The 21,912-nt window shown below is 29.7% G+C and carries 23 protein-coding genes; all 23 read right to left on the bottom strand.

The annotated features are described in order from the left end of the window. Window positions 1-143: 143 nt before the first annotated feature. Window positions 144-1,826 carry a peptide ABC transporter substrate-binding protein gene (locus HF850_RS02400; protein ID WP_169103888.1) on the bottom strand — a complete coding sequence of 561 codons (1,683 nt, stop codon included), beginning with the start codon at window positions 1,824-1,826 and terminating at the stop codon, window positions 144-146. Window positions 1,827-1,989: 163 nt separating this feature from the next. Beyond that, complete coding sequence (locus HF850_RS02395) at window positions 1,990-2,988, bottom strand: dipeptide ABC transporter ATP-binding protein (RefSeq protein ID WP_169103887.1); 999 nt, start codon at window positions 2,986-2,988, stop codon at window positions 1,990-1,992. Continuing rightward, window positions 2,988-3,995, bottom strand: a complete 1,008-nt coding sequence (locus HF850_RS02390) for an ABC transporter ATP-binding protein (RefSeq protein ID WP_169103886.1) — start codon at window positions 3,993-3,995, stop codon at window positions 2,988-2,990. The genes HF850_RS02395 and HF850_RS02390 overlap by 1 nt, the downstream gene beginning before the upstream one ends. Window positions 3,996-4,007: 12 nt before the next feature. Further along, window positions 4,008-4,949 carry an ABC transporter permease gene (locus HF850_RS02385; RefSeq protein ID WP_169103885.1) on the bottom strand — a complete coding sequence of 314 codons (942 nt, stop codon included), beginning with the start codon at window positions 4,947-4,949 and terminating at the stop codon, window positions 4,008-4,010. Window positions 4,950-4,961: 12 nt separating this feature from the next. Continuing rightward, window positions 4,962-5,879, bottom strand: a complete 918-nt coding sequence (locus tag HF850_RS02380; protein ID WP_169103884.1) for an ABC transporter permease — start codon at window positions 5,877-5,879, stop codon at window positions 4,962-4,964. Window positions 5,880-6,385: 506 nt separating this feature from the next. Then, the gene (locus HF850_RS02375) at window positions 6,386-6,592 is read right to left on the bottom strand and encodes a heavy metal-associated domain-containing protein (RefSeq protein ID WP_169103883.1); all 207 of its coding nucleotides are present in this window, start codon (window positions 6,590-6,592) and stop codon (window positions 6,386-6,388) included. Window positions 6,593-6,666: 74 nt separating this feature from the next. Next, window positions 6,667-7,467 carry a potassium channel family protein gene (locus HF850_RS02370; RefSeq protein WP_169103882.1) on the bottom strand — a complete coding sequence of 267 codons (801 nt, stop codon included), beginning with the start codon at window positions 7,465-7,467 and terminating at the stop codon, window positions 6,667-6,669. A 229-nt stretch (window positions 7,468-7,696) separates the two neighbouring features. Next, window positions 7,697-8,266, bottom strand: coding sequence for a nitroreductase family protein (locus HF850_RS02365; RefSeq protein ID WP_169103881.1), 570 nt, complete (start codon window positions 8,264-8,266; stop codon window positions 7,697-7,699). Window positions 8,267-8,303: 37 nt separating this feature from the next. Next, complete coding sequence (locus tag HF850_RS02360) at window positions 8,304-8,933, bottom strand: DUF305 domain-containing protein (RefSeq protein ID WP_169103880.1); 630 nt, start codon at window positions 8,931-8,933, stop codon at window positions 8,304-8,306. Window positions 8,934-9,174: 241 nt separating this feature from the next. Next, window positions 9,175-9,816: a 3D domain-containing protein gene (locus HF850_RS15475; protein WP_206151565.1), complete on the bottom strand. Its 642-nt coding sequence runs from the start codon at window positions 9,814-9,816 to the stop codon at window positions 9,175-9,177. Window positions 9,817-10,129: 313 nt separating this feature from the next. After that, window positions 10,130-10,906: an endonuclease/exonuclease/phosphatase family protein gene (locus HF850_RS02350; protein ID WP_169103879.1), complete on the bottom strand. Its 777-nt coding sequence runs from the start codon at window positions 10,904-10,906 to the stop codon at window positions 10,130-10,132. A 136-nt stretch (window positions 10,907-11,042) separates the two neighbouring features. After that, the gene (locus tag HF850_RS02345) at window positions 11,043-12,227 is read right to left on the bottom strand and encodes a DegT/DnrJ/EryC1/StrS family aminotransferase (RefSeq protein ID WP_169103878.1); all 1,185 of its coding nucleotides are present in this window, start codon (window positions 12,225-12,227) and stop codon (window positions 11,043-11,045) included. Window positions 12,228-12,369: 142 nt separating this feature from the next. Then, the gene (locus HF850_RS02340) at window positions 12,370-13,530 is read right to left on the bottom strand and encodes a methyltransferase domain-containing protein (protein WP_169103877.1); all 1,161 of its coding nucleotides are present in this window, start codon (window positions 13,528-13,530) and stop codon (window positions 12,370-12,372) included. Between the two features lie 90 nt (window positions 13,531-13,620). Further along, window positions 13,621-14,796 carry a DegT/DnrJ/EryC1/StrS aminotransferase family protein gene (locus HF850_RS02335; protein ID WP_169103876.1) on the bottom strand — a complete coding sequence of 392 codons (1,176 nt, stop codon included), beginning with the start codon at window positions 14,794-14,796 and terminating at the stop codon, window positions 13,621-13,623. Window positions 14,797-15,037: 241 nt separating this feature from the next. Next, a complete protein-coding gene (gene hisE, locus HF850_RS02330; protein ID WP_169103875.1) occupies window positions 15,038-15,364 on the bottom strand; it encodes a phosphoribosyl-ATP diphosphatase in 327 nt (108 codons plus the stop codon). A gap of 109 nt (window positions 15,365-15,473) precedes the next feature. Beyond that, window positions 15,474-15,803 (bottom strand): phosphoribosyl-AMP cyclohydrolase, encoded by a 330-nt coding sequence (gene hisI / locus HF850_RS02325; RefSeq protein ID WP_169103874.1) that lies wholly within the window; start codon window positions 15,801-15,803, stop codon window positions 15,474-15,476. Between the two features lie 69 nt (window positions 15,804-15,872). After that, window positions 15,873-16,634 carry an imidazole glycerol phosphate synthase subunit HisF gene (gene hisF, locus HF850_RS02320; protein ID WP_169103873.1) on the bottom strand — a complete coding sequence of 254 codons (762 nt, stop codon included), beginning with the start codon at window positions 16,632-16,634 and terminating at the stop codon, window positions 15,873-15,875. A 12-nt stretch (window positions 16,635-16,646) separates the two neighbouring features. After that, on the bottom strand, window positions 16,647-17,366 hold the full coding sequence (gene hisA, locus HF850_RS02315; RefSeq protein WP_169103872.1) for a 1-(5-phosphoribosyl)-5-[(5-phosphoribosylamino)methylideneamino]imidazole-4-carboxamide isomerase: 720 nt from the start codon (window positions 17,364-17,366) through the stop codon (window positions 16,647-16,649). After that, the gene (gene hisH, locus HF850_RS02310; RefSeq protein WP_169103871.1) at window positions 17,363-17,983 is read right to left on the bottom strand and encodes an imidazole glycerol phosphate synthase subunit HisH; all 621 of its coding nucleotides are present in this window, start codon (window positions 17,981-17,983) and stop codon (window positions 17,363-17,365) included. The genes hisA and hisH overlap by 4 nt, the downstream gene beginning before the upstream one ends. A 58-nt stretch (window positions 17,984-18,041) precedes the next feature. Next, the gene (hisB, locus tag HF850_RS02305) at window positions 18,042-18,629 is read right to left on the bottom strand and encodes an imidazoleglycerol-phosphate dehydratase HisB (RefSeq protein ID WP_169103870.1); all 588 of its coding nucleotides are present in this window, start codon (window positions 18,627-18,629) and stop codon (window positions 18,042-18,044) included. A gap of 24 nt (window positions 18,630-18,653) precedes the next feature. Next, on the bottom strand, window positions 18,654-19,700 hold the full coding sequence (locus tag HF850_RS02300; protein ID WP_169103869.1) for an aminotransferase class I/II-fold pyridoxal phosphate-dependent enzyme: 1,047 nt from the start codon (window positions 19,698-19,700) through the stop codon (window positions 18,654-18,656). Next, the gene (gene hisD / locus HF850_RS02295; protein ID WP_169103868.1) at window positions 19,687-20,985 is read right to left on the bottom strand and encodes a histidinol dehydrogenase; all 1,299 of its coding nucleotides are present in this window, start codon (window positions 20,983-20,985) and stop codon (window positions 19,687-19,689) included. Before hisD ends, HF850_RS02300 begins: the two co-directional genes overlap by 14 nt. A 292-nt stretch (window positions 20,986-21,277) precedes the next feature. Continuing rightward, window positions 21,278-21,907 (bottom strand): ATP phosphoribosyltransferase, encoded by a 630-nt coding sequence (hisG, locus tag HF850_RS02290; protein WP_169103867.1) that lies wholly within the window; start codon window positions 21,905-21,907, stop codon window positions 21,278-21,280. Window positions 21,908-21,912: the final 5 nt, after the last annotated feature.

The raw sequence follows: 21,912 nt of genomic DNA, 5'->3' as shown, positions 1-21,912 counted from the left end.
CTCAAAAACTTAGAATTTGTCCTAAAAAACTTATATTAATTCACCAAAAATCCCCTGCTCTAATTTTCATATAACCAAAAAAGACCACAAGCTTATTATACTTGTAGTCTTAAATATTATTATTCTATTCTTAATTTAATAAACTATTTTGTTTTTTCATTAGTAACTTTATCAAAGAAGTAGAATCCTAAGTTAGTTACTCTTAAGCCCTTAACATTACTGTTCATACCTACTGCTTTAGTATAGTAGTAAAGTGGAATTACAGGCATATCTTCCATTAACTGATCTTCTGCTTGATGTAGTAATTCTAATCTCTTATTTGTATCTGTTTCAACTTTTGCTGCATCAACTAAAGCATCAAATTTATCACTTGCATAACCACAGTTATTTTGACCAGATACTTTTTCAAGCATATCAAGGAATGTCATTGGATCTGAGTAATCACCTACCCATCCATCTCTAGCAATTTGGTATTGTTTATTATTTCTAGTTTGTTGGAATACTTTCCATTCTTGACTTTGAAGTTCTACATTAATACCTAAATTATTTTTCCACATATCTTGTATAGCTTGAGCCATATTACCATGTCCCGATTCTGGATTAAATAATAATACTAATGAAGGGAATCCTTGTCCATCTGGATATCCTGCTTCTGCTAATAATTTCTTAGCTTGTTCCACATCACCTTTTGCTGGAAAATATTCTTTTCCTGCAAATTCATTTCCATTTTCATCTTTAATTCCTGTAGAAACGAAAGCTGTTGCTGGTGTTTGTCCACCCTTTGTAACATTTTCAACTATAGATACTCTATCAATTGCTAAGTTTAATGCTTTTCTTACTCTAGCATCACTTAAAGCTTTAGCTGCTTCTGGATTAACATCTTTAGCTTTTTCTGATACATTAACCGAATAGAAATATGTTCCAATTTGTGGATGTATTGTTACTAACCCTTCTTTAACTCCACTTTGAATTTCTGATAATGGAACTAAATCAGTAACATCAAATTGACCAGTTTTTAAGTTTGCCCAAGATGAAGTATCTTGTGTAGCAAATTTAACATTTAATTTATCAAGAGTAACTTGATCCTTATTATAATAATTATCATTCTTTTCTAATGTACAACCATCTTTAATCTTGTAATCAGTTAATTTAAATGCTCCATTAGAAACATAAGTTTTAGGGTCATTTGTCCAGTTAGGATTTCCTTCAACTACACTTTGATCTACTGGGAAGTAGCATGGGAATGCAGTTAAATCTAAGAAATAAGGACATGGTGCAATTAATGTAACTTTTAATGTCTTATCATCTATTGCTTTAACCCCAACTTCATCTTCTTTAGCTTTAATTTCTTCTGGTGTACCTTTAGCTGCATTATATTCTTTTGCACCCTTTAAATACATCATTTGATATGCATATTCTGCTGCAGTTTCTGGATTTAATACTCTTTTCCAAGCATATTCAAAGTCACTTGCTTTTACTGGATTTCCATTTGTCCATTTTGCATCGCTTCTTAAATGGAAAGTATATTCTGTTTTATCTTCAGATAAATCGTAACTTTCTGCTACTGCTGGTTGTGGCTTTCCATTTTCATCTAACTTATAAAGACCATCAAAGCAGTTTGAAATTAATGTACCAGCATCTACAGCTTGGTTTAAGGCTGGGTCCATTGTTTTAGGATCTGCCCCTAAGTTAAAAGTTATTTCTTGAATATTAGCTGTCTTTCCAGCCCCCACGTTTTTTGAAGCCCCACAACCAACTAATGTTGACATTGCTAGTGTAGCTGCCATAACAACTGCACATAGCTTTTTAATTTTACTAGTTTTCATATTTTATTTCCCCCTTTTTATCTATTGAAGCTATTTACATGTGCTTATGTAAAGCTAACAATTTACATATATAATTGATCATATATAAATATATAATCCCCTATTAAACAAATCTTTTAAATCTCATTAATTAATATTAATCAACCTTTAATTCCTGCTTTTATTAGTCAAATAAATGACATGCTACAAAATGTCCAGGTTTTACTTCCTTTAATTCTGGATCTACTTCACCACAGATTGGCTTAGCACATCTACATCTCCCCTTAAATCTACATCCTGGTGGTGGATCTATAGGTGATGGTATATCTCCTTCAAGAACTATTCTTTGATTCTTTTTCGCTTCATCTGGATCTGGTATTGGAACAGCTGATAAAAGTGCCTGTGTATATGGATGAAGTGCTTCACTATATACCTCATTACTTCCACCAAGTTCAACCATTCTTCCTAAGTACATAACTCCAATTTTAGTTGAGATATGTTTAACCATTGAAAGGTCATGAGCAATAAATAAATATGTTAGTCCTAATTCTTCCTGTAACTCTTCAAGCATATTTATAACCTGTGCTTGAATAGATACATCAAGTGCAGAAATAGGTTCATCACAGACTATTAAATCTGGTTCAACTGCTAATGCTCTTGCAATACCAATTCTTTGCCTTTGACCACCTGAAAACTCATGTGGATATCTATTTATATGGTCAGGCATAAGTCCAACCCTTGCTAAAAGACTTTGTATTCTTTTAGTTCTTTCTTCTCCTACAAACAATTTATGAACATCAATTGCTTCACCAATAATATCACCAACTGTCATTCTTGGATCTAGAGAAGCATATGGATCTTGGAAAATCATCTGTAAATTCTTTCTTAATGGAACCATCTGCTTTTCAGAATAATTAGTAATATCTTTTCCTTTAAAAATTATCTTTCCTGAAGTTGGTTCGTACAATTTTAATACTGTTCTTCCTGTTGTAGTCTTCCCACATCCAGATTCACCTACTAATCCTAAAGTTTCACCTTTCTTTAATGTGAATGAAACTTTATCAACTGCTTTAACGTAGCTCTTTTTTCCAAACAGTCCTGATTTTGCAGGGAAGTACTTACAAAGATCTTTAACTTCCAGTATTACATCATTTTCTAACTTTTCTTCATTATTCTTTTGCATTACTTGTCCCTCCCTATAGGTGATTCAACTTTAGGTGCATCTTCATGGCATAACCAACATGCACATTTATGGTTTTCTCCTACTTCAAATTGAGGAGGTTGCTTTTCTATACATATTTTCATTGCATAATCACATCTTGCTGCAAATGGGCATCCAACTGGTGGTTTTAATAAATCTGGTGGTTGTCCTTCTATAGGCTTTAGCTTTTCCTTAATATCAGCCTTTGGATTTGGAACACTAGCAAGTAGTCCCCATGTATAAGGATGTTTTCCTCTATAGAAAATGTCTTCTGTTGTTCCTGTTTCAACGATTATTCCACCGTACATTACATTAATTCTTGTACAAAGATCTGCTACTACCCCTAAATCATGAGTTATAAGAATTATTGATGTATTTAATTTATTCTTTAAATCCTTCATTAAATCAAGTATTTGTGCTTGAATTGTAACATCTAGTGCTGTTGTAGGTTCATCAGCAATAATAAGCTTTGGCTTACAAATAAGACTCATTGCTATCATAGCTCTTTGTCTCATACCTCCTGAAAATTCATGAGGATATTGTTTCATTCTCTTTTCAGGGCTTGGTATTCCTACTAATCCAAGCATTTTTATAGCTTCTTTTCTAGCTTCTTCTTTGCTCATTCCTTTATGTTTAAGTAAAGGTTCCATAAGCTGATCTCCAATAGTGTATACTGGATTTAAAGATGTCATAGGATCTTGGAATATCATTCCGATATCATTTCCTCTGATACTATTCATTTCTGAATCTTTTGCTTTTGAAATATCTTTGCCATCAAAGATTATATCTCCATTGACTATCTTCCCATTACTATCTATAAGTCTCATTATGGACATCATAGTTACACTTTTACCACATCCAGACTCACCAACTATTCCTAAAGCTTCTCCTTGATTTAAATAAAATGATACTCCTCTTACTGAATGTACTTCACCAACATTAGTTTTAAAGGAAGTTTCTAAATTTTTTACTTCTAATATCTTTTCCACAAACTCCAACTCCTATCTTTTGTTCTTAGGATCTAATGCATCACTTAATCCATCACTGAATAAATTGAATGCTAGGATTATTAAACAAATTGCAGCTGCTGGTGGAACTAACTGATATGGATAAGTGTATATAGAATTCATTGCATCATTTGCTAATGTTCCTAGAGAAGCAATTGGTGGTGTAAGTCCTAATCCTATGAAGCTTAAAAATGCTTCTGTAAATACTGCTTCAGGTATTAATAATGTAAGTGTTACCATTATTGAGCCTACACAGTTTGGTATAAGATGCTTTATTAAAATTTTGAAATCTGATACACCTAAAGATTTAGCTGCAAGTACAAATTCTTGTTGTTTTAATTGAAGAACATCTCCTCTTACTATTCTAGCCATGCTAATCCAATAAGAAATTGACAATGCTAAAATTATGGTACCTAGACCACTTCCGCCTTCACCTGGCTTAGAAAGGATAGCCATGAAAATAATTACATATATAGTTAATGGTATAGAAGAAATAATATCTACTAATCTCATTAAGATATTATCTACTGTTCCTCCAAAATATCCTGCAATTCCTCCATAAGCTACACCAATAATTAAATTAATTATTGCTGCAACAACAGCTATAATTAAAGAATATCTAGCTCCAAAGAATACTCTTACAAATATATCTCTTCCAAGTTGGTCTGTTCCAAACCAATGTTCACTTGAAGGCCTTGAATTTGCCATACTTAAATCATTTAAATCATATGTATAAGATGAAAATATAGGCACAAATATTGCTGCAAGTACTATTGCTATAATTACTACAAGTCCTCCTATAGCCATCTTATTGCTCTTAAGTCTGTTCCAAACATCTTTCCAGTAACCAATACTTGGTCTTACTGCTACTTCAACTCTTTTTTCTTCAGCACTTAGAGGCGTAAATTTACTTTTATCTATTGCTAACTTTTCCATTTTACGTTCCTCCTATTTATCTAACTTAATTCTTGGGTCTATTACTACGTATAATAAATCTACAATAAATGCTAATATAACAAGCATTGTACAGTAGAATGCTGTAACTCCAAGAAGCATTGAATAATCTCTATTTGTTACTGATTGTACAAATTCATTACCTAAACCTGGTATTGCAAATATTTTTTCTATAATAAAGCTTCCTGTTAAAATACTTGCTATTAATGGCCCTATATAAGTCACAATAGGAATCATTGAATTTCTAAGTGCATGTTTAAATACTATTTTTCCTCTTCCAAGCCCTTTTGCTTTTGCTGTTCTTATATAATCCGATTTCAATACATCTAGCAATTTATTTCTTGTTAATCTTGTAATAAACGCTGTTGATGCCATAGAAAGAGCAATTACAGGCATAACATAGTTTTCTGGTCCTGAAAGCCCAGTTGCAGGTAATAATCCTAATTGAACAGTTAATACATAAATAAGAACTGCACTGGTTACAAAGCTAGGAATTGTTATTCCCAATGTTACAACAAATATTATTAATGAATCAGCCCACTTTCCTTTTTTCAATGCAGATATTATTCCTAATACCACACCGACAAAAACAGATGTACATACACTAGCTAGTCCAACTTTTGCAGATGCTGGAAACGAAGTTTTTATAGTATCTGTTACACTTCTTCCTGGGAATACCATTGACTCACCAAAATCTGCATGTAAAACATTTTTTAAATACATTGTGTATTGTTCACTAAGCGGTTTATCTATTCCATACTTAGCTTCCATATTTGCTTTTGCTTGAGGCGTTAATTTTTCACTATCAAATGGTCCGCCCGGCATAAGTCTCATTAAGAAAAATGTCAATGTAATTACAACCCATATTGTTAGTACACTTGCTACTAGTCTTTTTCCAATATACCTTATCATATGATTTCTCCCCCAACTACATTTTAATTTTTTTACATTTTTAAACTTTTTATACATATTACACTTTTTACTCTTTTTTGTCAAAATATAGATTTATCAACTCAACTTTTTCGCCTTAATTTTTTTAACAATTTATCAAGCAAATTGATATTTTTTTATAAATAAGATAATTAAAAAGTTTTTACAATCGTTTACATCTATATTTTGCTATCTTTTCTCAAAACACAAATGTATTTTACTCGTATACAACTTTAATATTATATAATCTCTCCATATTTCACTAAATTATATTTGGCTATTTTTTTAATAATTAGCATGAATATTTAATTATTATGATTTTTCATCAACTTTATTCCACCATATCTTATTATTAGATTTATGAATTTATATACTAAAAAAATAAAAAACAAATATTATATTATAGAAATAAAAAAATCTCATGTATCCACGTAATACATGAGATTTTTACAGATATTGTTTTTACTATATAAGAAAATACATTACTTTTATTCTCTTATTCTATGTCCGGTATTTTCAATGCAGCTCCTTATTTCAGAACTTGTTGCAGGGTTATTATATATTACTTCAACACTACCTCTCGCCATATCAACACATACATTGTTTACTCCTTCTATATTTTCAAGGGCATTTTTTATTTGAGTTTTCATATTTGAATTTCCTATTCCATCTACTAAATAATGATCTCTTTCCATACATACTCTTCCTTTCGTAATTAAATTACAAATATAGTATGTTCAAAAAAATTATTTTTTACCCTTTTTGAAGCTCAACTATTTTTCTTATCATTTTCCTCTTTTGAACTTAATAAAAATTTATAATAATTAATTACGCTCTTTCTCTTTTCTTCAGTAAGCTTTGACAAATCAATATCATCTTTGCAACTACAATTATCTAAAACAATTACTTTCCTATTGTCATATTCCTTTAATTTTGCAAAGAAATATGTTGACATAGTACTTGTAAACATACTTATAAAACCTACCCCTGTAAACATAAGCATAATTGCTATTACCCTTCCCATTCTAGTAATCACTATAACATCTCCATATCCTACTGTAGTAACTGTCACTATACTCCACCAAAGAGCATCTTCAAACTTACTTATGCCTTCATTTACATTAACTTCACAGAAATACACTCCTATAGCTCCAAGCAGTGTAATAATAGTAATTATACTCAATGCATATATAAATCCATTGGTAAATAGTATTTCTTTCATATCAGATAACAATCTTATTACATAGGTTATAACCCTTATAAGCTTGAATGCATTTCCATATTTTAATGAGGATATATACATCAAGGGCATTATTGCAATCAAATCAATAATATTATATTTTAAAAATTTCTTTTTATCTTTACAGAATATGAATCTAACAATATAGTCAGCTACAAAGATCCAGTACACCATACAATCTAATGTCCTTATAATTCTAGAATCTCTATTAGATAATCCTGCTGAATATCCAACCATGACTATTATAACTGCTATTATAGACATTATGCCTGCACATACATCATAAATAAATTCTACTTTTTCACTTTTAAAAAACTCTATATCCCTCATAATAAAATATCGCTCCAATTATAAAAATACTTCTCTTATCGATATTATCCAAAATTTTAATATTTACTCATAATTCATTAAAACTTTTGTTTAAACCATATTTTTAACATATAATTTTGTTAAGTATATAGAGATAATCCATAAATTCTTTACAAATATAATTTTATATAAAGTAAAAAGATGATTTCAGCATAAAAGCTTAGAATCATCTTTTTTATCATATTAATATTTATTTTATCAATATATCTTCTAGCTTTCTTTTAGGAACATGATGTACTTTATTTTCATCTCTCCAATATTTTATATCACCATCATCCTTAAGTTCATCTATAATAACTTCTTCTTTAGGATAACCTAATGCAATGACTAATTCTATGTCATATTTATCATCAAGCTTTAAATATTCCTTAAGGCTTTTTCTATTTATATTAGCAATAATACATCCGCCTAATCTCTTTTCAACTGCTCCAAGAAGAATACTTTGAGCCGCAATCCCCTCATCTATAGGTGAAACTGCTCCAAGACTGTTATCTTTAAGCATTATTATATATCCACTTGGTCTTTCCCCATCACAAGGTCCATTCCATTCTTTAAGATATCCTGCCCAGAATAAGTTTTCAAAGACTTTCATATTTTCTTCTTTATCATTAAAAATCATATATCTTAATCCTTGAATATTTCTTCCACTTGGACACAGTCTTGCAATATCTATTAGCTCACATAAAGTTTCTCTAGATATATCCCTATCTCCAAAAAATCTCCTATAGGATCTATTTTTAATTACAAGATCTTTAACCACAAAAATCCCCCTTTTCTAATTAAGTTAAAAAATCAGCTTACATTTTATAAGTTCTATTTAATTTTTTTATTTCCTTTTTCATTCTTTCACTTATATCTTTTGAAAGCTTATTAATTTTTTCATCTTTAGTATATTTATTTATAATTTCACATATACTTGCCATGTATTCATGATGTTTTTTAGATGAACATAAAAATATCTTATCTATATTATCATCATCTCTATCTATCTGCAACTGCAATAACATACTTCCATATTTCTGATCATATTCTACAGCATATTTTTCTTCATTATTTTTATCTTTCATTGGCTCTTTTCTTATTTCATCCAACAATTCATTGAGCTCTGAATTACATTCCATAGAAGCTTTTATAAACTTCTTAGCTAAATTCATAACATCCTTATTATCTGTATATTTTATTATATTTTCACACATACATATTTCTATTTCATTATGATGAATTATCTGCTCTAAGAAGTCCATTCTTACATCACCATTTTTCTTCCAACACTTATTACATTCTTTTAGTGATTCTAAAACTTCAGAATGATTATGTATAAATTCTGCCTTTTTTGAATCTGCTTTTGCAGAAGCATTAATAGATAGTGAAGTAAAAGTAACTATAGTTACGATAATACATAATAGTTTTTGTATAAACTTTTTCATAATATATTAATTCACTCCTTAAATAATAAATCAAATTTATTATTAGAATTACTTTTATGTTTTATACAAAAAGCTAAAATATAATATAGGTAATTTATTTAACTTTACTACAATGTAAATTAATAAATTTATACTTTTCATAAAATCCTTCAGTAAAAAATTTCTGCATAATAAAATCTCAGAAAATATAAAAAGCCATACATCATTATTTTAGTGACATATGACTTTTTACATATATTCATTATTCCATTAAATATACTATAGTCTTCTTTCTTCCAAACTCAATTGTCTCTTCATGGGTGGGAAACCATACATCAATAACATATGTTCCATCTTCTTTGACTTTAACAGCTCCCCCTCTGTCTTCTACATCAAAAATACCATCTGATTTATAGTATTCTAACTCTGGAATATATAATTTGCTTCCAAGTTTTATATTTGATGGTGCTGCAACAACACCTTTTCTTACCTTAGTTCCCATAGCCGTCTGGTTTCCCCAGCTACCTGAACACTCTTCATCACTGCAATATGCTGTAAGTTCCACTTTTATAGGAGTTCCATTTATTTTAGAACTTTCACTAGCTGTATTCTCCTGTACTTCTTGTGACTCTGATGCTTCTTCATTTTTTATATATTCTTTAGAATCATCATTTGTTACAACATTTAAATCAGCTGTTTTCACCATATCACTGCTTATATCATTCATTTCTTTTAACACAACTAATTCTGCTGATTCTTCTTCTACAATAGTATTTTCAATGCTATTTGCATTATTTTCATTTATAGTCTTCGCTTGAACTATTACATATCTGTTCACAAGTATGGTACTACAAATTCCAAGTACCGCACATGCTTCAAATAAATACTGTTTAAAATTTTTCAAAAAACCACTCCTCGTTTACTTTAAGCATAAACATAACCTTATGCTTATTGTTCGTTTGCGATATGGCATGAGGCTATTATACGAGATAGATTTTATCATTTCAAAGTCAGTATTTTCATAATAAATAAAACCATTCTATAATATGAAATATTTATGTAGTAGTCCAAGCAAAATCACCATATTATTTACCTCAAATCCAATAAATTTTCAGCAAATTTGTATTATTTTTTTCTTGAAAAATTCTAAAAATAGTGATTTATTTTTTAAATTATAATTTATCAAAAATATACATTCTAAATATTATTCCTATAATTTATTTAAGCTTTATCTCTGCAAATACAGGATAATGATCTGAGGGATACCTGCCATTTTGATTATACTTTATTATTTCTGCATGAAGTATCTCAAATTCTTCACTTACAAATATATAGTCAATATGTAGCCCTCTTTTTCTCCCCTTAAAATTCCCTCTAGTTCTCTCTCGGTATATTGAAGCATTAAAGTCTTGAACTGCTACCATCTTTTTATCTGTGTATACTCCATTTCTAAAATTCTGTATCAGTTTACTGTTAGGTGTAGCATTAAAATCTCCCATTATTATTAATGGCATTTCTTCTTTTTCCTGCTCCTTTTTTATAACTTCAATAAGCTTTTTTAGTCCATATTCACGTGCTTGAGGTAAAAAGCAGTCCAAATGTGAATTACATACTCGTGCCTTTTTACCTTTCTCAACGTTTATAACAGCTGTAGTACATATTCTAGGATATAGAGAATACCACTTAGAACTACCTATTTTTTCTGGAGTATCAGACAACCAAAATGTCTTATATTCTTCAATTTCATATTGCTTACTTATGAGTATATCATTTCTTTCATCAGATACCTTTTTACTTCTAGGCATTCCCACTATATTATAATTTTCTAATCTATCATAAAGATAATCATGCATTTTTTTAGTTACTTCCTGTACTCCTATACAATCACACTTATAACTCTTTATTAAGTCAACAGCTATATCTTTACGTACATCCCATCTATTATTAAAATCCAAGATAAAATCACATCTTAAATTAAAAGTCATTATTTTCATATTCCCACCACCTTCTCTTCTATATTAATTACTCTGTATATATATTCTTAAAATATACTCTTAATATAATAAAAAATCTACTAAGCATAAAAATATATACTTAACAGATTTATCACAATAATTCTATAACTTTATATTATAAACTCTTTATTGTTTCAATAATATAATTCTGTTCTTCAGCAGTTAATTCTGGATAAACTGGAATTGCAAATGTTCTATAAGATAAATATTCAGCTTCCTTTAAATCTCCTTCTTTATATCCTAAATCCTTATATACTTTTTGTAAATGCATAGGAATTGGATAATAAACACCTGTACTTATTCCTTTTTCTTTTAATTTCTCTACTAACTCTTCTCTATTTTCTGCCTGAACTACAAACATGTTAAATGCACTCTTAGCTTCATTAATTATAACTGGCATAGTAAGCTCAGTATCTTTAAGCATTTCATTATACTTCATAGCATTATTATTTCTCTTTTCAATCCATTCATCAAGATATGGAAGTTTAACGCTAAGTATTGCAGCCTGAATAGCATCTAATCTTGTATTAAATCCAATTAGATAGTTGTAGTACTTTAATGGATTGTATACTGTATCATCATGGCCTTCTGAAGTTTTAACATCTTCTTTTATATTGTTTAAAAGATTATATGCTCTCTGTCCATTTTCACCACTTCCATGTGTTCTAAGAGCTCTAGCTATAACTGCAATATCATCATTATTTGTAGTAATCATACCACCATCACCAGCACAACCTAAATTTTTAGTTGGAAAAAATGAAAAACATGCTACATCTCCAAGTGAACCTGCTTTCTTTCCTTTGTATTCAGAACCTGCTGCCTGAGCTGCATCTTCTATAACAAGTAAATTATGTTTTTTAGCAATTTCATTTATTTCATCCATTTCAGCTGGTTGACCGAATATATGAACTGGCATAATAGCTTTTGTTTTTGAAGTTATTTTTTCTTCTATCTTAGAAGGATCTATATTATATGTATCTCTTCTAATATCTACAAATACTGGTGTCGCACCAACAAAAGATATACTTTCTGCTGTAGCAAAAAAAGTAAATGGAGTTGTTATAACTTCATCCCCCTCACCAATACCACATGCTTTTAATGCTACTACTAATGCATCTGTTCCGTTTCCTACTGATATTGCATGTTTAGCACCTACGTATTTTGCAAATTCTTCTTCAAAATCTGTAACAGCACTTCCCATTATATATTTTGCACTGCTCAAAATTTCTTTTGTAATCTTCTCTACATCTTTTTCTACTGTTTTATATTGAGCTTTTAGGTCAACTAATGGAATATTCATTCGTTTCTATCTCCTTTATATAAAATATCAAATATTTTTAAATTAATAAATTACTATATATAGAATATTCTCCTACCTTAGGTCAGAGTCAAGCAATAAAAATATTCTTTTGTATATTGTTTTACTTATACTTTATATATTTTTACTTATATGCTTTAAACATACATGTTTTTGTGGTTATTGAAATCTGCTTGTTTTTATCAATATAATCCTGAATATATTTAGTAAATTCTTTTTTCTTTTCTCCAACAAGTATAGAAGCTCCTTGAATAGTTGATGCTTTGTATTCCACAATTGGTTTTGGATTATCTACAATGATTTTTCCATCTAATATTTCAACATCTACTTTATTAAAGTATTTTTTTAATATTTCTTTTCCATTTTCAAGTTCAAACCTCGTTGAATATCCATTACTATTAAGACCACTATTAGAATCAAAATCATTTACAAGCTCATTTAACTCTTTCATTGATTCATTGGAATTTGATGTCACATAAAATACACCACCTGGAACTAACACACGTTTTATTTCACTCAATGCTTGTTCCATATTAGGCACTAAATAAATCATATGCTCAGCAATTACTATATCAAATGTATTATCATCATACGGTATATTTTCAGCATTTATTTCTTGAAAATTAAATTTTCTATCTATTGCTTTCAATTTCTGTTTTGCAATTTTCAGCATGTTCTTTGAAAAATCAGAAACAGTAATATCTAAAGTTTCATCTATATCTTCTTTATTCTTTTCCCAAAGTTTTCCTGTTCCACATCCAATTTCTAAAACTCTGCTATTTTTCTTAAAATCAATTTGTTTATAACACCACTTATCCCAATCAATTTTATTTATATTACAACTATGAAGATTTTTTCTTGCATTAAGATTTTTATCATTCTTATATTGCTCTTTAATAGACCTTTCCATTCCTGTAAGCTTAATTATATTTATAAGAGTATTTGCATCAAGAAATCCCTTTTCCTTAGCAGTAACTTCAGCTTTATTAAATACACTTATGATTTCTTCTATATGCTTTTTCTTTTCTTCAAGTGCTTTCTTTTGAATAGCTATCATATTTTCTAAATTTTCTCCACTTTCAAAAAGAACATTTTTTATTTCACTTAAAGAAAGACCAATAAATTTTAAAGTAGTAATCTGCTGAAGCTTTAAAAAATCGTCTTCACAATATAATCTATATCCACTTTCTGTTTTCTCACTTGGTTTTAATAAACCTATCTTGTCATAATGAAGCAGAGTCTTTACCGTAACTCCTGACCTTTTTGCAAATTCACCAATTTTCAATTTACTCACCCCGTAGGTTTATTATATATCAAAATATATAATGAAACAAAAACTAAAAAAAGGGCTTTCGCCCTTCTTATAATAACTTTTTTATAATATTTCTTTTATAACTTTAACAACTTCTTCTGCTACATACTTAGCATCTTCTAACGCAAGTGTACTATATACTGGAAGTGTTATTTCATTTTCATATTGTGCATATGCATTTGGATAATCCTTAATATCATATCCTAAATTCTTATATAGTGTAAGCATTGGAAGTGGCTTATAGTGAACATTTGTAGCTACTCCTCTTTCAGCTAACATTTGAATTGCTTTATTTCTCTTAGCTTCATCAAATCCCTTAACTCTATATAAGTATAAATGATATGAAGTTTCTGTACCATTATCATCTTTAGTAAATGGTATTATAGAGAAATCTTCTTTACTTAAAACTTCATTATAAACTTTGAATATTTCTCTTCTTCTTTCAAGCATTTTTTCATATCTAGTAAGCTGTACGTTACCTATTGCAGCACCTATATCTGTAAGGTTACATTTTAATCCATCATTGATAATATCATATTCCCATGCTCCAGCCTTCATTTTGCTTAATGCATCCTTAGATTGACCGTGCATTGCTGTAAATCTCATATATTGAAGAAGATTTTCATGTCCTCCAAAATGATTATCATTAAATGTAAGTGCTCCACCTTCTCCTGTAGTTAAATTCTTAACTGCATGGAATGAGAATGAATGGAAATCACATTGAGATCCAACTGGTTGACCTTTGTATTTTGCACCAAATGAGTGAGCAGAGTCACAAAGAATTATAATATCTTCTCTTCCTAAATCTTTTAATACCTTCTTTAATGCATCATAATCAAAAGGTACCCCTGCTATATCTACAGGCATTATTGCTCTTGTTTTTGGAGTTATTTTTTCAGCAACCTTATCTATATCCATTTCAAAAGTATCTTTTTTAACATCGACATAAATAGGTTTAATTCCTCTATGAACAGCTACACTTGATGTTGCAGTATAAGTATAAGGAGTAGATATTATTTCATCGCCTTCCTTAAAATCAAATACTTTAAGTACTAATTCCATAGCTGCTGTTGCACTGTTTAATGCTAATGCTTCATTTACTTTGCAGTATTTTCTTATTCCGTCTTCAAACTTAGCAAGTTGAGGACCAGATGTAATCCATCCACTTCTTAATACTTCGCATACTGCTTGAACTTCTTCTTCACTTATGTCTGGTGGTGAAAATGGTATTTTTTTCATTTCATTCTTCCTCTCCTGTATATTAGAATTTCTATTATATTATTATCGTTATAATTATTGATATACTACAATAATAAATGCATGTCAACTAGCATTTCTCAAATCAGGGCTTTATCTATAAATCTGACTGTTCAATTCCAAAATTAAACTTTATAAATGCACATAAAACTATCTTTAAAAATAAAAAATGACCTTGAACTTTTTCTTAATTCAAAGTCATAATTTCTACTTGTGATATTAATCAAACATTAGTTATTGGCTTTCTTTCACCCTTAAAATTATTAATTTTTTTTCTTCTATTTCCAAGCTCCTGTGCAACCTCTTCAATTGTTATTCCCTTTTCAGCCATTAGTACTAACATGTGATATGTAAGGTCACATATTTCATTTATTTGATCTTCCTTATTATCATCTTTACAGCTTACTATAACTTCTGTACATTCTTCCCCAACTTTTTTTAATATTTTATTTACACCTTTTTCAAAAAGATAAGTAGTATATGAACCTTCCTGTTTATTTTCTTTTCTGCTTAAAATCACATTATAAAGCTCTTTAATATTTTCTTCCATACTATGCATTTAGTGCTCTTACAATTATTAATAGTTAAGCACTAATTCCCCCCTTTAAATTTATTTTGAAATCTATAATGTCTTAAATTATATTCCTCGAAATTCATAGTTAAAGTTGCCTATAAAAACAGCTTTTATTTCCTGTGTGGCATGCCGCCCCAACCTGTTCTACTAAAATAAGTATAGTATCATTATCACAATCAATTTTAATATCTTTTATATATTGAAAATGACCTGAAGTAGCACCTTTATTCCAAAGTTCATTTCTGCTTCTGCTATAAAACCATGTTGTGTCACCTTCAAGAGTTTTTCTTAAACTTTCTTCATTCATATAAGCAAGCATAAGAACTTCTTTACTTTCATAATCTTGAACTATTACTGGAACAAGACCATTTCCCTTTTTAAAATCTACTATCTTAACCTTTTGTTCTACATCCATAATTATTTCAGCTATATATTAAGCTTACTCTCCCCCATTTCTTAAAATATTGCTTATGCTTTAATTTATTTAAAGCCTTACTGGGATGTTTTTATTTTTTAGATATTCTTTTACTTCTCCTACTGTAAGCTCTCCATAGTGAAAAAGTGAAGCAGCAAGTGCTGCATCTGCTGTATCCTCCTTAAATACATCATAAAAATCTTCAAGACATCCACATCCACCTGATGCAATTACAGGCACATTTGTAATATTGCTTACTGCTTTTGTAAGTTCTAAATCAAAACCTTTTTTAGTTCCATCTGCATCCATAGAAGTTAATAAGATTTCACCTGCTCCAAGAGATGTAGCTTCTTCTACCCACTTAAGCATATCTATACCTGTATCTTTTCTTCCACCTTCAATTACAACATTCCATCCAGTTCCATCTGGTCTCTTTTTAGCATCAGCTGCAAGTACTATACACTGATTTCCAAAATAATAAGCTCCTTCTTTAATAAGATTTTTATTTAATACAGCTGCAGAATTAAGACTGACCTTATCTGCACCAGCTCTTAAAATCTTTCTTATATCTTCTATTGTCCTAAGACCTCCACCTACTGTGAATGGAATAAATATCTTCTCCGCTACGCTTTTAACTACCTGTTCCATGATATCTCTTTTTTCATGAGTAGCTGTAATATCAAGGAATACAAGTTCATCAGCACCTTGTTTATAATAATATTCTGCAAGAGATGCAGGATCACCAACATCAACAAGACCTTCAAAATTTATTCCCTTTACAACTCTTCCTTCTTTGACATCAAGGCAAGGAATTATTCTCTTCGTATGCACTAAAATTCCCCCTTATAAAATACTTACTGCTTTAATAGCCTCTTCTAATGATAAAGTCTTTGCATATATGGCTTTTCCTGTTATTGCTCCATACAAGCCTATTTTATTTAATTCCTTAATATCATCAATATTACTTATTCCACCTGAAGCTGTAATATCAATATTAACACTTTCCTTTAATTTCTTAAGCATCTCTAAGTTTGGCCCCATAAGTGTTCCATCTTTGCTTATATCAGTAACGATTATATTTTTCACACCTATGCTCTCCATCTTCTTAGCAAAATTAATATAATCTAATTCACTTTTTTCAAGCCATCCTCTTCCACATAGCTTTCCATCCTTACAGTCTATTCCTACTGCAATTTTTTCCTTGTAAGTATTTACTGCTTTTTTTAATAATTCCTCATCTTCAATAGCAACAGTTCCAAGTATTACTCTTGAAACACCATTATCTAAAAGATAGCTTATTGTTTCAAAATTCCTTATTCCTCCACCAAGCTCTACGGGAATATTTAAAGTTTTTGCAAGGTTTATAACTAATTCATGATTCTTATTGCTTCCTTCTTTAGCACCATCTAAATCTACAAGATGTACATACTCAGCTCCTGCCTCTTCAAAAGACTTTGCTGTTTCAAAAATATCATCTGCTACAATTTCTTTTTTACTATAGTCTCCTTGATAAAGTCTTACTGGCTTTCCATCTATAATATCAATAGCTGGTAAAATTATCATTTAATCAACTCCCCAAAATTTTTAAGCATCCTAAGTCCATATTCTCCACTTTTTTCTGGATGGAACTGTGCTCCAATTACATTATTATGGCTTACAAGACCAGGAATCTTATTGTCACCATATTCACTATATGCAATTAAATCTTCATCATTATATGATTGTGCATAATACGAATGGACATAATATACAAACTTTCCTTCTTCAATATTATTAATAATAGAATGTTTTTTATTATACACAAGATTATTCCATCCTATATGAGGAATCTTTATATTATTTTCTTTATCTTCATTCATTTTTACTATGTTTCCTTTTATAAGTCCAAGACCATTCTTCTCAACACCTTCGTAGCTTTTTTCAAATAAAAGCTGCATTCCAAGACATATACCAAGAAGTGGCTTTCCTTTCTGAACTTCTTCCTTAATAACTTTATCAAGGCCTTTTTCCTCTATAGTTTCCATTGCATCTGGAAATGCTCCTACCCCTGGGAGAATTAATCCATCTGCATTTCTTATTTCATTAATATCATCTGAAATCTTATTTTCAATATTAAGATGATTAAGTGCATTGCTGACACTTTTCAAATTTCCCATTCCATAATCAATTATTACTATCATAAAACACCCCAAATCACAGTTAACATGTAACAGTTAGCAGTTCACAGTTTTTTTCAGTTTAAAGTTTGCCTTTAGTTGATGGCAGTCCATTTTCATCACTTACAAATTTAGCTTCTTTAAGTGCTCGTCCAAATGCTTTAAATAATGCTTCTATTTTATGATGGTCATTTTCACCATATAAAACTTTTAAATGCAATGTGATTCCTGCATTGAATGCAAATGCTCTGAAGAATTCCACTACCATTTCTGTAGCCATTTCTCCAACTTTTTCTCTTTTAAATTCGCATTCAAACACCACAAAAGGTCTATTGCTTATATCTAATGATACAAGTGCAAGAGTTTCATCCATAGGTACATAAAAAGTTCCGTATCTATTTATGCCTTTCTTATCTCCTATTGCTTCCTTAAATGCCTGCCCCAGTGTTATTCCTATATCTTCTATAGTGTGATGGTCACATACATTTAAGTCTCCTTCTGCATTGACTTTCAAATCACATCTACTATGAAATGCAAACAAGTCAAGCATATGGTCAAAAAAACCAATGCCTGTGTTTATTTCACTTTTTCCACTTCCATCTAAATTAATAGAAAGTTCTATACTTGTTTCATTAGTTTTTCTTAATTTTTCTGAAACTCTCTTATTCATAGCCGCCCCCAATTATTAATCTTATTATAAATAACTAACACTAAATATTTTTTTTAGTGATTCTATTAGCTTTTTATTTTGTCTTGGTGATCCAACTGTTATTCTGAAGGCGTTACCTTCAAAATTTCTTATGCATATATTGCTGTGTTCTAAACCTTTCAGCAATATTTCTTTATGCTTTGTTCTTCCATATATATAATTAGATTTTGATTCAAAAAATTCTATATGAAGAGCTGCTTCCTTTTGTATATTTTTTAATTCTTCATATAAATAATCTCTCTGCTCCCTAATTATTTTTGCATTTTCTACAGGTTTATCTGGATACTTTAATACTATTTCAGCAGCAAGTTTAGAAAAGCTGCTTATTGTATATGGCACCTTATGATCCCTCAATAATTTTATTCTATCTTCATTTGCAATTAAAAAGCCCATTCTAAGTGCAGCTAATCCCCATGCTTTAGATAAAGTCCTTGTAACAATAAGATTTTTATATTCATTTATACATGAAACTACAGATTCACCATTGAACTCGTAATAAGCTTCGTCTATTATTACTGTCCTATCACTAAATTCTTTTAAAATCTTAATTATTTCTTTTTTACTAACTGCAATACCTGTTGGATTGTTAGGATTTGAGAAAAGTATTAAATCTACCTCTTCTTTCTTACCTAACTCTATAAACTCATCTACATTAAATTTCAAATCTCTACCAATATCATACTTTATTAGATTCCCCTTAAATCTATTTGTAAAGAAATCATACATTATAAAATCAGGTCCTAAAGTTAAAACTTTTTTATCACCAGTCACTATTTCTCCAATAATAATTTCAAGTACTTCATCTGAGCCATTACCTACAATAATATTTTCTGGTTTTGTCTTTGCATATTTGGCATATAGCTTCTTTATTTCACTCATATCATTATAAGGATATCTGTTAAACTCCATTGTATTCAATGCAGTCTTTATCTTCATCTTAATCTTTTCATCTATTTCCATAAATACTTCATTACTATTAAGTTTAATAATATTCTTGGCAGAAGAATTAATATACTCATTATATACGCTCATTTTCCATCCTCACTTTGATAGAATTAGCATGTGCTGTTAATCCTTCTTTTTCTGCCATTACAACAATCTTGCTGCCATTTGTATTTATAGCTTCTTTGGAATAGTAAATGAAAGATGATTTTTTAATAAAACTATCTACAGAAAGTGGCGAAAAGAATCTTGCTGTACCACTTGTAGGAAGTACATGGTTTGTTCCTCCAAAGTAATCTCCTATTGGTTCTGGTGTATATCTTCCTAAAAATACTGATCCTGCATTTCTAACTTGCCCTAAATATTCCATAGGCTCATCAACCATTAACTCTAAATGCTCTGGAGCAATAGTATTTGATATATCTATACATTCTTCAATAGTTTCACAGATTATAGCTTTTCCAAAATTCTTTAATGATTCTCTTATAATTTCTTCTCTCTCAAGGAGCTTAGCCTGCCTGTCTAATTCAACTTCAACTTTTTCATAAAGTTCTTTTGATGTAGTTACAAGTATTGCACTTGCAATCTTATCGTGTTCAGCTTGTGACATTAAATCTGCTGCAACATGCACTGGATTAGACTTTTCATCAGCAACTACAAGTATTTCACTTGGACCTGCAATCATATCTATATCAACTTGTCCAAATACCATCTTCTTAGCTGTAGCTACAAAGATATTACCTGGCCCAACAATTTTATCTACCTTCTTGATTGTTTCTGTTCCATAAGCTAAAGCTGCAACAGCCTGTGCTCCACCAACTTTATATATTTTATCTACTCCTGCTATTTTCGCAGCAACACCTATATATGGATTTATTCCTCCATTTTTATCTGGAGGTGTAACCATAACTATTTCATCAACTCCAGCAACTTTTGCAGGTATTATATTCATAAGTACAGATGATGGATATGCAGCTGTTCCACCTGGAACATATACTCCTACTCTTTCAAGCGGGATAACTCTCTGCCCTAAATAAACACCATTTTCCTTAGTTATTATATATCCATTAGCTTTCTGCTTCTTATGATATTCTTCAATATTTTCCTTTGCTTCCTTTAAAGCATTTATAAATTTCTCTTCTACTTTTTCAAAACATTCATTTAAATCAGCATCAGATACTTCAAAAGATTCTAGACTGACTTTATCAAACTTTTCTGTAAATTCAGCTAAGGCTTTATCCCCTTCATTTTTAACTTTTGTTAAGATTTCACCTACACTTTTAGAAATCTTTTCATCTGCTTCACTCATTCGTTCATTTAAAGCATTAATTAATTTCTGCTTATTGCTTTCATTAATTTCAATTAACTCTAACATTTTAAGCCCCCCAATTATCTAATATTTATCATTTTCATAATTTATTTAAATCAAAAAGATACACACCTGTAAAATTAATATTTAAAGAAAAATAATCAACTAAAGTACATGAACATGCTCTCATTTGAACATCAAATCCAAATAACAAACTAATAATTTATACATAAAAAACACCCCAAATTCTTTACTACTGTAACTCTAAATAAACATTATATTAATTTTCAACTTGTTTTTTTAATAAAAAACAAATATTTTCCTTTACTTATCATTATCAATATTCTTCAAAAATTTGTCAATTATTAATAACTTCTTTAATTCTTCTTATAAATTCCCCAATTTCATTCTGCTTCATTTTAAAACTAGCTTTATTTACTATTAATCTTGCACTTATATCACAAATTCTATCTAAGACAACAAGTCCATTTTCCTTAAGTGTAGTACCTGTTTCCATAATATCAACTATACCATCACAAAGACCCAGAATAGGTGCTAGTTCAACTGACCCTTCAATTTTAATCACTTCAACATCCATATTTTTCTTTTTAAAATATTCCTTAGCTACCTTTGGATACTTACTTCCTATTTTTATATGACCGACTTTTTTAAAAATATCATTTTCAGGTAATGAAGCAACTATAAATCCACATTTACCAACATTAAGATCAAGGACTTCATAACACTTATGCTCACTTTCCATAATTGTGTCTTTTCCTACTACTCCAATATCTGCAACTCCATGTTCCACATAAGTAATAGAATCTGCTGCTTTAACTAAAAAATATCTTATTTCCTCACTTTTATCTTTAAATACTAATTTACGCCCCTTATTTTTAAGTTCTGATGGATCATAACCTGCTTTTTCTAAGATTTCAACTGTGTTTTCCTCTAATCTTCCTTTTGTTAACGCTATGCTTATGCTCATTAACC

The organism is Clostridium sp. SM-530-WT-3G (assembly GCF_012843905.1).
Taxonomy (GTDB): domain Bacteria; phylum Bacillota; class Clostridia; order Clostridiales; family Clostridiaceae; genus Clostridium.
The sequence above is the reverse complement of the archived record's forward strand: the minus strand, read 5'-3'. Positions and strand labels throughout refer to the sequence as shown.